This window comes from Varibaculum cambriense DSM 15806 (assembly GCF_000420065.1).
GTDB classification, from domain to species: Bacteria; Actinomycetota; Actinomycetes; order Actinomycetales; family Actinomycetaceae; genus Varibaculum; species Varibaculum cambriense.
Map to the genome: position 1 here is coordinate 164,242 of NZ_ATUF01000002.1, position 11,242 is coordinate 175,483.

Here is an 11,242-nt window from a genome sequence, read left to right on the forward strand (position 1 = left end):
AGGTAGGACAGATTTCCCCTGCCCGGCCTCCCCCGATAACCTGGACGGGTGAAACTTTTTGGACGTAACAATGATGAAGAAATCGAGACCCCGATTGATAAGGGAGAGGGCAAAGGTCGCCCTACCCCGAAACGCAAAGTCGCGGAGGCAAAAAATCATCGGCCCCTGATTGTAGACAAGAAAGAAGCCCGTAAGCGTCGCCGTGAGCAACGCGATAAGCTCTACAAAAAACAGCAAGCCGCCTTGGATGGCAAGGGAGATGAACGTTACCTTCCCTATAATGATCAAGGCCCGGTACGCCGTTATATTCGGGATTTCGTAGATTCCCGCTTCGCTATTGGCGAACTGTTCATGCCGATAGTGCTAGCTTTCCTGATCCTTTCGATTGCGTTTTCTCGCAACCAACAGTTGAACGCTATTTTGCTGTTTTCAATGTGGGGGCTGCTGTTATTGGCGATTATCGAAGCCGTGGTGACCACCATGATTATTAATCGGACGCTCCTTACGGTTACGAATGGGGATAAACGGGTAAAGAAAGGAAACGGACGTTACATTTTGATGCGCCTGGCTAGTCCGCGGAGAATGCGTCGTCCTCGCCCCTCTGGTCCGCGCGGGCCGCGTCCCGATATTAGTGAGTACGCTGGGGATATTCGCTCCTATATGCGTTCTCGCCTCTAACGAGTTTTCCGCAACGGCAAGGCGGGAAGCTCGCCAGCAAGCTGTTTATTGAGCTTTCCCGCAAAGGAGGGCCCCTGATAGATCATGGCGGTGAACGCCTCTAGTAAGTCAGCTCCCGCGTCCAGGAACTGACGAGCACTAGCCTCGTCCTCAATTCCGCCGCACCCGATAATCAAGTAGTCATCGCCTAGTTCCTGACGCAGCAAGCGCACTACTTCCAGGGCACGTTCTTTTAGAGGAGGACCTGAGAGTCCGCCCTCGCCAAAATCGTGGTTAATGGTGGTATTGGTGGCGATCACTCCTGCCAGTCCGACTTCTTTTACGATTTCCGCGAGTTCTTTTAGCTGCTCATCTTGTAAGTCGGGAGCCAGTTTTACTAACACTGGAACTTCCCTTCCAGCACTTTGTCTTCCGGCAGCAATTACTGCTTGCCCGATCTGACGCAGCTGCTCACTGGCTTGCAAACTGCGAAGTCCCGGCGTATTAGGAGAAGACACGTTGATTACTAGATAGTCGGCATATTTTGCGAGTATCCGCGCGCTGGTGCGGTAATCATCGGCTGCCGCCGCCAGATCGGTAGTCTTATTCTTCCCTAGATTTACCCCCAGGATTAGGGATCTGCCTGCTGCGCTGCTTCGCAGCTTCTGCAGACGAGAGGACATTTCCTTGGCACCCTGATTATTGAATCCCATCCGGTTACGCACTGCCCGCAGCGGCAATATCCGCCATAGGCGCGGCTGCTCATTTCCAGGTTGGGGACGCGGAGTAACCGTCCCCACCTCAACGAATGCAAATCCAAAAGCTCCGAATTGCAGTGGAGCTACGGCATCTTTGTCCATCCCCGCTGCCAAGCCCACATATCCAGGAACTGGCCGGGCCAGGGATTTCAATCCCCGCTCATCGCCTACCCATCCACCTTTCAAGGTTCCTACTGACCCGGAGAAAATTATCCGGATCAGCCCGGTTAATCCGGGAACCTGAGAAATTAGATACATGGCTCGCATGGTGGCGTTGTGACATTTTTCGGCATCAAAGCGCGCAATCAGGTGTTTGTACAAGAATCGATATAGCACGCCCTCAATTGTACTGAAAAGCTACTGCCGGTACTTACCGGCAGTCAGGCTAGTTGCTGATACTCGTTTCGAGTTTGACGTTTTTTCGGCTAGTCCCACCACAAGCACCAACCAGGACAAGCCCAGCGCGGATCGGCGCTATAGAGTTCATCAGGCGCACAAGCCTGCCCCAGGGCTAATTTTTCCTGGTAGGTTTGCCAGATTGCTCGCGCCTGCCGGGCAGTAGGCTCGCTTGCTGCTTCAGCAGAAGCTTCAACTACAAACATAGTGTCTACACTGACGCGCTCGTCCCAACGCGAAGATCCAATTATATATCCCGAAAGATACACCCGACCCGGATTAGCAATACAGGCGTTTAAAAACGCTAACAAAGTAGGGGCCTCATTTTGCCGATCCGCTAAAGCGACTCGGGGAAGCGCGTCTCGCAGCTTTGCTGCCCCTTCGGCATCTAGACCGTGGAAACGCTGATAGTCTCCCATTCCCTGCCCGGGAGCTACATAGGATTTAAGGATTTCCGGGATTTTGGTTTGTGCCAGCCACCCCAGAGGGCCATAGAGTCCGCTAGGGAGCTCTGGGTCGTCCTCCAGCATATCTAGGAGAATATTATCGCCATCTTTCCCCAGGAATTCCGGGGTAGTTAGCGCGAAAAAATCGGAGCCTTTCAGGCGTTCCCCCAAGGCAGCTTTTGGGGATTTGCGGGTAGGTGATGAGGTGGTGGTCATAGTTACTCCTTGCTGGTTGGTTACTGAAAACAACTTTGGCGTCAACCTTGATGCCAAAGAAAATAGGAAATAACCAGACCGGGAAAACTTTTCGAGCGCAAAAAATGTGGAAATCTTGATGGCGGATTCAAGGCTTTAAACTAGTACCGTGTTGATTCCGCTGGCAGATTTATCAGATCCGCGGGTAAATGATTTTACCCGGTTAAAAGACGTGAACCTGCGCAAAAGTTTTGAAGCCGAACACGGCCTATACCTAGCAGAGAGTTTTTCAGTTATTTCCCGAGCCCTCGCTGCCGGGCATCAGCCTCGCGCAGTTTTAACCAGTGCACATTGGTTAGGGCGTTTGCAGGAAATCTTGGGCACACGCGCCAGCGAGATCCCTATTTTTGTGGCGGAAGAAAAGCAATTGATCCAGCTTACTGGATTCAGTATGCATCGCGGGGCTATCGCCGCGATGGAGCGTCCTGCTCTGCCGGAGCTGGACGAAGTACTGGCTGCGGCGCAGGCAGTGCTGATATTGGAAGATCTGGTCGACCACACCAATGTGGGTGCCGCGATCCGCTCAGCCGCCGCGATGGGATTCGACGCTATATTGACCAGTCCTCATTGCGCTGACCCGCTCTATCGACGGGCAGTTAGGGTTTCGATGGGAACTGTGTTTTCGCTACCTTGGACCCGCATTGATGATTGGCCCGATACTTCCGCTCTGAAAGCACGCGGATTTACGGTAGCGGGGCTAGCCTTATCTAACCAGGCGATTTCCCTGCCAGATTTTTGTATTGCATTGCAATCTGAGGTTGCGCGAGGACGGGAACCAAAAGTGGCGTTAGTGCTGGGCACGGAAGGGCCGGGCATGAGCAAGCAGGCATTGACCCAATGTGACCAGCTAGTAAAAATCCCGCTAAGTCATGGAGTGGATTCTTTGAATGTAGCTGCCGCGGGGGCAGTTGCCTGTTACGCCGTCAGCCAGGCCTTAACGGTAAAAACTGGATGCGCTTAAGCTCTCTGTAGAGATAGCAAATTTGTTGCCCCTATTGTCCCCAAAATCTTGCGGGCACGATATGGTTTTTAGCGCTTTAAAAACCAATACACAGCACTATACCGTCTATAAAACCAAAAGGGCGCAGGTGAGAAGGCCTCACCTGCGCCCAATCGGGAAATAAAACCCCAATGGAATGGGTTTTCCTACCCTTCGCTGGCTTCATCGGCGTCCGCGGCCTCTTTCACTTCCTTTTCAATAAAGTCAGCCTCGGTAAGGCCCGGATGAGGATGAAAGTCGGTTTCCGAGTAGTTTTCTCCTTTTTGATAGGGCGGATCCATGCGATGCAGCGCTACCACCGACCCCACCAGGCCGCCCCAGATAACTAGGATGGCGACCAGCATCATCAATATTGCTTCCCCGGTCATAGCTAGTCTTCCTCCTTGTTCCAATCCACATTTTCTAAATCAAACGAAGGCGATATCTCCGTGCTCTTATGCCACTTCAAACGGGGCATTACCGCTGAGAAGACCAAGAGGATCGCCAACATTCCCCAACCGAAGGTATTAGTCCACCAACGCGGATAATCACCATAACCGTGGGAAATCAGGTCCACTAGATTAGGTACCAGCATGAACACTAGGAGCACCGGGATTACGAACCCGATTAGCCCTTCCCACCATTTACCAGCTTTCACCGCGGAGGTAACGTTCAGGTGGATCCGTAGGGTTCGCAGCGACGGAGTAATTACCGTTACGATCACGCATAGCGACAGCGCCGCTCCCACCACCCCAATGGTGTTGATGTAGTTATCCACCGTGTCCAGGGCCGCCAACCCGGTAGTAGTTCCGAAGAAGAACACCGAAACCACCGCTAGCACAATCCCGAGAATCAACGAGGCGCGTTTAGAAGTCCACCCAATTTTGTCTTGGAAAGCCCCGGCTACCACCTGCACTAGGGAAACCATCGAGGTAATTCCAGCCAGCACCAACGAGGCAAAGAATAGCGCCCCAAAGATAGCGCCACCGGGCATCTCGTTGATGATTTGCGGGAAGGTAATGAAAGACAGCGACACTCCGCTAATGTTTTCCAGCTTGTCAACTGAGGTTCCCTGTAGATGCGCCATATAACCTAAAGTGGCGAACACTCCGATCCCAGCCAGGATTTCAAAAGAGGAGTTAGCGAAGCCTGCTACCAGACCGGTACCGGTCAGGTTGGAGCGTTTCTTGAGGTAAGAGGCGTAGGTCATCATGATCCCGAAGCCTACTGACAGGGAGTAGAAGATCTGCGCCACGGCCGCGATCCACACTTTCCCATTCCAGAGGGCGCTCCAATCGGGAGTAAAGAATTTGTTTAAGCCATCGGTTGCTCCCGGCAAGGTTAGCGCCTTGATCACCATAGCTATAAACAGCACTACCAGCAGGGGAATACAGATTTTGGTGATCCATTCGATACCCCGGGAGATCCCCAGGGCGATGAGGATGATGGTAACTACCCAAACCAGAATCAAAGGCAGCGCAATCCCCCATACCGGGGTAATCGAAATAGAGGTAGTGTCCTGCGCCTGCAAGAACTTGTCGGAAAAGAATCCTGCCGGATCATTTCCCCAAGCGCGGGTAAAGGAAAATACGGTGTACCGCAGCGCCCAAGCAATAATGGCCGCATAGTAGACGACGATGAAGAAACATACGCCGACCTGCCACCAGCCTACCGCTTCGGTGCGCCGGTTTACCCGGGCTAGCGCCAGAGGCGGGGAGCCCCGGAACTTGTGTCCAATCGCGTAGTCCAGCATCAGCATGGGTAATCCAATGGCTAGGAGGGCAATCAGATAGGGAACTATGAATGCTCCGCCACCATTTTGATAAGCAACACCGGGGAAACGCCAAATGTTTCCCAATCCGATAGCAGAACCAATTGCCGCAATCAGGAATCCGTATTGTGTCCCCCATGACTGTCGACTGGTCTGATCGGACGCAGCAGGCTTTGAAACCATCTCAGACATCTCAACTCCTTAAAGACCGGACAAAAAATGTCAAACCGCAATTGCTTAGAGCCAAAGTAATCCCATCCGCCAACTTTCGGACGAAAATATTCACATGGTGAGACTGCCTCTGAGTGGTCAGTTACCCCAAAATTACTTTTCTCCCGCTAACCGTGCAGGTCAACGGGAGAAAAGTGCAGATATTAGGGGTTTCTAGGCAGTTACTGCGGCGTGACGTCTAGGTCCTTGTTCGCCCTGCCCCTCATCAGATTCTATTTTCTTTTCCCAGGTGGGGCTACTCGCCCCTAACTGTTCTAAACTCACGCTCTTGGCGGTGCCAGTGTTTTGAATAGTCATCACCGCCCCCTCAGAGGCTGGAGTAACCGTACCGGAGGTGGCAGCCGCTCGAGCTTGCCCACTGGTGCTTTGTTCAGCTTTCTTGGCTAGCTTTTCGGTTCTAGCTGTCTTGGGGAAAGTTTCAGCTGCCGGTTCTTCTTCTGCTACCGCGTCCTTCTTAACGTCTTTTTTAGGCGCTTTCGCCGCGTCCTCGTGATTAGAGCCTCTTTTAGCGCGATTCCTCCCCCGTTCCCGGGAGTCATGTTTTTCTGCGGGCGAGGCCGCCTGCTCTTCGTTCTCCGGGCGCGCTAAGTCAGGTTGCTCTTGGTGAGCTTTACTGGCAGCCGCCGCCACTTTGGCCATAGAGGCGCGATTCTTCGATTCTGTTTTTGAACGTTTCCCGTCTTTGCTCTCACGTTTATTCCCCTGCGAAAGCAGATTTTCATCGCTATTGGCCCCGTTTTCTACCGGGTCAGTATGCACGATAAACCCGCGTCCCTCACAGTGCTCACAGGGAGTAGAAAAGGCTTCTACCAATCCTTCTCCTACCCGCTTGCGGGTCATCTGTACCAGTCCCAGGGAGGTAACTTCGGTAACCTGGTGGCGAGTGCGATCTCGCCCCAGACATTCCACCAGGCGGCGTAGCACCAGATCCCGGTTGGATTCGAGCACCATATCGACAAAGTCGATAACTACGATTCCCCCGATATCGCGCAGCCGCAACTGCCGCACAATTTCCTCGGCAGACTCTAAGTTATTGCGGGTTACGGTTTCCTCTAAAGTTCCCCCGGAACCAGTGTATTTACCGGTGTTAACGTCAATAACCGTCATCGCTTCAGTACGGTCAATAATCAGGTAGCCCCCCGAAGGTAGCCACACCTTACGATCCATACCCTTCGCGAGTTGCTCATCAACGCGGTGAGCCGCGAAAATATCGTCCGTACCCACCCATTGTTCAACTCGCTCCCGTAAATCAGGCGCGAACTCTTTCACATAGGAATCAACCTGCCCGAAAGTTTCTTTGCCCTGCACAATCAGTTTTTGGAAATCTTCATTGAAGACGTCACGCACTACCCGCAAAGCTAGTTCGGGTTCCCCATGCAGCAGGTAAGGAGCCGATTTGGAGGACGCTGCATTCTTTTCAATCTTTTCCCACTGTTTTTGCAGACGCTCTACGTCTTGGCGCAGTTGTTCCTCGCTGGCCCCTTCAGCGGCAGTCCGAATAATTACCCCGAAATCTTTGGGGACAATTACCTTTAACAACTTTTTCAGGCGGCGGCGTTCACCCTCGGGGAGTTTCCGGGAAATACCGGTCATCGATCCGCCCGGTACCAAAACCAGGAAACGACCCGGCAAGGTGACCTGGGAAGTAAGTCGCGCCCCCTTGTGACCGATCGGATCCTTAGTTACCTGCACGGTAATAGAATCGCCAGATTTTAAGGCTTCCTCGATCCGCCGGGGTCGGCCTTTCATCCCCGCAACATCCCAATTGACTTCCCCGGCATAGAGCACCGCATTACGCCCGCGCCCTAAATCAACGAAGGCCGCTTCCATAGAGGGCAATACATTTTGCACCTTGCCGCGGTAAACTGATCCCACCATAGTGGTTTGAGTGTGCCGGGATACATAGTGTTCCACCAGCACGTTGTCTTCTAGCACGGCTATTTGGTTTAACCCATCCTTGGAGCGGATCAGCATAGTCCGATCTACTGCTTCTCGCCGCGCCAGATATTCGGACTCGGTAATAACCTTGGGTCGACGCCCTTCCTTACGCCCCTCCCGGCGCCGCTGTTTCTTGGCCTCTAAACGGGTAGATCCCTTAACCTGTTCGATCTGGTCACTAGCTTCTACTGTTCCCCGGCTGCGGCGCCGACGACGACGCCGACTACTTCCGTTATCTTCCTCATCGGATCCGTTTGGGGTGCCATTGGAGTGATTTGAATCGTTGCCCTCCGGCTGGGACTGGGCTTTATCTGCGTGATTGTCCTTGCCTTTTTCTGAGGACGGGTTGTCTCCTTCGGAAGTTTCATTTTTACGAGACTTTTTCGCCCCGCGCGTTTTCTTGTCAGTCTTTCCATTGTTCGACTGACCGTTTTTCTCCCCTTGGCTATCGGTCTTTTTCTTTCCCTGCCGTTTCGGTTTGGCATCCTTTTCTACGTCTGCCCCTTCTGGGGCGCTTGGCTCAATAATGGGGGCTGCCGCAAACATGGGAGCCCCAAAAGCCGGTGCCGCCGGGAGCTGAGCGGGAGCTGCCGGAGAAGACTCAATTCTCTTCGGGGCGGAAAAAGTAGGCCCGGAAAAAAGCGCAGCGCCGCTATTTTGATTAAATTCTGTTTCGTTATTATTGGGGTTTTTCACCACTGATCTCACCTGGACGCGCCCGCACCTGCGAGTCCCCTATATTACGCCGTCCTCTAGGACGGAAGCCCTTGTTTGCATGAGGATATTTCCCCCACGCCAGAGAGTTTTCCTAGGAAAATAGTCCCTCCGGGGTAGCTTTCCTCGCGATGCGACGATGAAAACCAACCAAGATCATTATTCCATATTTCTTAATTCTGTCGTAAAACTACGCCAATTCTTAGGGAATCCTGGGAAAAGCTTAGCGACCGCCTGAAAAAGGAGCTAATCTAAGTGACAACGTTGTCACTATGGATCTTGGGATCAACAAGCTCCTGTCGTACAACGACTTCTAAACCGACTAGAAACGGAAAGGCGAGCAGAATGACTATTGCTTCAACAGCATTAGATGCCACTATGTTGGCGCGATGGCAGTTCGGTATTACTACCGTCTACCATTTCATCCTGGTTCCGTTCACCATCGGCATGTCCCTCCTTGTTGCCATTATGCAAACAAAATGGCACAAAACCGGTGAGGAATATTGGCTGAAGGCGACACGGTTCTTTGGGAAACTGTTCCTAATTAACTTTGCACTCGGTGTTGCTACCGGTATCGTGCAAGAATTCCAGTTCGGCATGAACTGGTCCGAGTACTCCCGCTTCGTAGGTGACATCTTTGGTGCACCGCTAGCGTGTGAGGCTCTAATCTCCTTCTTTATGGAGTCCACCTTCCTAGGACTGTGGATCTTCGGTTGGGGTCGACTATCAAAGAAAGCCCATCTTACCTGCGCTTGGCTAGTATTCGTAGGGGTAAACACTTCTGCTCTGTGGATTATCGGGGCGAACTCCTGGATGCAGCACCCGGTAGGGGCAACTTTTGATCCGGAAACCGGCCGTGCACAGCTGGACGGCCTCTCTGGCTTCTTCCAGGTACTACTTAACCCGGTACTATGGGCGGCCTACACTCACGTCCTAACTACCTCCTGGCTGCTGGTTGGCACCTTCGTGGCCGGTATCGCTATTTGGTGGATGGTCCGCTCGGCCAATGCCGGCGCCGAAACCGAGGCCCGCGATATTTGGCGTCCGATTGCTCGCTTCGGCATGGTGGTCATGATCGTTGGTGGCCTGCTAACTGCGGTCACCGGACATATTCAAGGTCAGCTAGTCGCCAAGGATCAGCCCGCGAAGATGGCGGCCGCCGAGGCTCTCTGCGAGACTCCGAACGCTGGAGAAGGCGCGCCCTTCACTATTGCTGCTTTTGGTCCGTTGGATGCCACCTGCAAGGACATTACCAAGATTGGCGAGGTTCCTGGGGTCTACTCCTTCATGGCTACCAATAGCTTCACCGGCAAGGTTGAGGGTCTAGATACCTTGAACCAAAAGTACGGATCTGTGTTCTCTGAAATCCTCAGCCAGCGCGGATACGATATGCAGTCGCAGCCGGTTGATTTCAGCCCGAACATCATCTTCAGTTTCTGGAGCTTCCGCTTGATGATGCTGTTTGGCATCTTCTCCGCAATCCTGGCAATCTGGGGTCTAATCGCCACTAAGAATGGCAAGATTTCTAAGTCCACCGGACTGGGCAAGTTCGCTATCTGGTGTTTGCCGATGCCGTATCTTGCCACCAGCTTCGGCTGGCTATTTACCGAATGGGGCCGTCAGCCCTTCATCGTGCACCCAGTGGATATGGAAGTTGATGGATCTTCGGTATTTATGCTCACCGAGCACGGGTTGTCGTTCGCGGTCCCCGCATGGCAGGTACTGGTTACCATGCTGGGCTTCACGCTTATCTACCTGGCACTGGGCATCGTCTGGTTCCTGTTGATTAAGCGTTACGTTAAGGAAGGTGTCCACGTCACTGCCAACGAGAAGGCAGTACATGGCGAGGACGCTGGCAAGAACCTCAGCTTCGCTTACTAATTCAGATAGGAGATCAAAGAGATGACTATTCTTCAAGTTATTTGGTTCATCCTGATCGCCGTCCTATGGACCGGCTATCTGGTATTGGAAGGGTTCGGTGTAGGCGCCGGTATGGTAATGCCGATGGTGGCCAAGACCGACCAAGAACGCACTCAGGTTCAAAAAACCTTCGGCCCAGTTTGGGACGGTAACGAGGTTTGGTTGCTGACCGCCGGAGGCGCAACTTTCGCGGCCTTCCCGGAATGGTACGCCACCATGTTCTCCGGAATGTATCTGGCGCTGTTCCTGATTCTGTTCTGCTTGATCGTGCGTATTTGTGCGATTGAGTGGCGCAGTAAGGTGTCCTCTGCTGCCTGGCGTGGCCGTTGGGATAGCTGGCAGTCCGTTGTAGCCTGGCTAGTTCCGATTCTGTTCGGGGTGGCATTTGCTAACTTGGTACAGGGTATGAACATTGCGATCACCCAGTACAACACCCCGGGCGATGCTTTGGCAGGCGCACCTGACCTCAGCAAGCACGTACACAACTTCACTTCTCAGGGCGCTCCTGCCGGTAGCGTATTCCTCTCGCTGCTCACCCCCTACACCATTGCGGGTGGGGTCATGCTAGCGTTGGTCTTCGCTACTCAGGGCTTGGCTTTCTTGGCGCTGCGCACCACCGGTGAAGTTCAGAACCGCGCTAAGAACCTGCTCGGAAAGTTCGCGATTGCGGACACCGTGCTGGTGGCGGTTGCCGCGCTGTGGGGACAGTTCCTGTACGCCTCCCAGGCTATGGCTTGGATCCCGCTAATCATTGCAGCTCTGGCTTTCATTGCCACGGTTATGATGGCGCTTCGCGGCTCCGAATGGGGTACTTTGCTCGCCCACTCCGTCGGGATCGCAGGCGCAGTAGCGTGGATCTTTACCGCGATGGCCCCCAATGCGATGAAGTCCTCCATTAAGCCAGAGTTCTCTCTGACTATCTGGGATGCTTCCTCCTCGCAGTCCACTTTGGCGATTATGCTAGTGATCGCCCTGGTAGTAGTGCCCATCGTCTTGGGTTACACCTACTGGAGCTACACGCGGATGCCGCTGAAAGTTACCCTTGAGGAACTCGATGAAAACCCGGGCTTGCCTTGGGACAAGATTCGTCAGGGTGCTTCTTTCCTCACGGAAAACTAGGCAAATAACCGGCACCTATCAGGTAACTCCCAATTAGGTGCTGAACCATAAAACTAAA

General features: G+C 53.2%; 9 protein-coding genes. 4 read left to right on the top strand and 5 right to left on the bottom strand.

Features of this window, described 5'->3' with window-relative positions:
* Nucleotides 1-48 precede the first annotated feature (48 nt).
* Complete coding sequence (locus tag F605_RS09080; RefSeq protein WP_022864027.1) at nucleotides 49-678, top strand: DUF3043 domain-containing protein; 630 nt, start codon at nucleotides 49-51, stop codon at nucleotides 676-678.
* Here the strand turns inward: F605_RS09080 and F605_RS0100870 are convergent.
* Both F605_RS0100870 and F605_RS10810 read right to left on the bottom strand, forming a co-directional pair.
* Nucleotides 675-1,751: a quinone-dependent dihydroorotate dehydrogenase gene (locus tag F605_RS0100870; RefSeq protein WP_022864028.1), complete on the bottom strand. Its 1,077-nt coding sequence runs from the start codon at nucleotides 1,749-1,751 to the stop codon at nucleotides 675-677. The two genes, F605_RS09080 and F605_RS0100870, sit on opposite strands and share 4 nt — an antisense overlap.
* 89 nt (nucleotides 1,752-1,840) lie before the next feature.
* Nucleotides 1,841-2,473, bottom strand: a complete 633-nt coding sequence (locus F605_RS10810; RefSeq protein ID WP_022864029.1) for a hypothetical protein — start codon at nucleotides 2,471-2,473, stop codon at nucleotides 1,841-1,843.
* A gap of 148 nt (nucleotides 2,474-2,621) precedes the next feature.
* On the opposite strand from F605_RS10810, the gene F605_RS09090 reads away from it, so the two are divergent.
* Nucleotides 2,622-3,473: a TrmH family RNA methyltransferase gene (locus tag F605_RS09090; RefSeq protein WP_022864030.1), complete on the top strand. Its 852-nt coding sequence runs from the start codon at nucleotides 2,622-2,624 to the stop codon at nucleotides 3,471-3,473.
* Between the two features lie 185 nt (nucleotides 3,474-3,658).
* Here F605_RS09090 and F605_RS09095 read toward each other — a convergent pair whose 3' ends face one another.
* From F605_RS09095 to F605_RS09100, 3 genes are all read right to left on the bottom strand, one after another.
* Nucleotides 3,659-3,880, bottom strand: coding sequence for a methionine/alanine import family NSS transporter small subunit (locus F605_RS09095; RefSeq protein WP_022864031.1), 222 nt, complete (start codon nucleotides 3,878-3,880; stop codon nucleotides 3,659-3,661).
* Between the two features lie 2 nt (nucleotides 3,881-3,882).
* A complete protein-coding gene (locus tag F605_RS0100890; RefSeq protein ID WP_022864032.1) occupies nucleotides 3,883-5,454 on the bottom strand; it encodes a sodium-dependent transporter in 1,572 nt (523 codons plus the stop codon).
* 192 nt (nucleotides 5,455-5,646) lie between these two features.
* Nucleotides 5,647-7,977 carry an Rne/Rng family ribonuclease gene (locus F605_RS09100; RefSeq protein ID WP_081639125.1) on the bottom strand — a complete coding sequence of 777 codons (2,331 nt, stop codon included), beginning with the start codon at nucleotides 7,975-7,977 and terminating at the stop codon, nucleotides 5,647-5,649.
* A gap of 513 nt (nucleotides 7,978-8,490) precedes the next feature.
* Between F605_RS09100 and F605_RS0100900 the strand changes: the two genes are divergently transcribed.
* Together F605_RS0100900 and cydB are read left to right on the top strand one after the other, a co-directional pair.
* On the top strand, nucleotides 8,491-10,026 hold the full coding sequence (locus F605_RS0100900) for a cytochrome ubiquinol oxidase subunit I (RefSeq protein ID WP_022864034.1): 1,536 nt from the start codon (nucleotides 8,491-8,493) through the stop codon (nucleotides 10,024-10,026).
* Nucleotides 10,027-10,047: 21 nt separating this feature from the next.
* Nucleotides 10,048-11,184, top strand: a complete 1,137-nt coding sequence (gene cydB / locus F605_RS0100905; RefSeq protein WP_022864035.1) for a cytochrome d ubiquinol oxidase subunit II — start codon at nucleotides 10,048-10,050, stop codon at nucleotides 11,182-11,184.
* Nucleotides 11,185-11,242 lie beyond the last annotated feature (58 nt).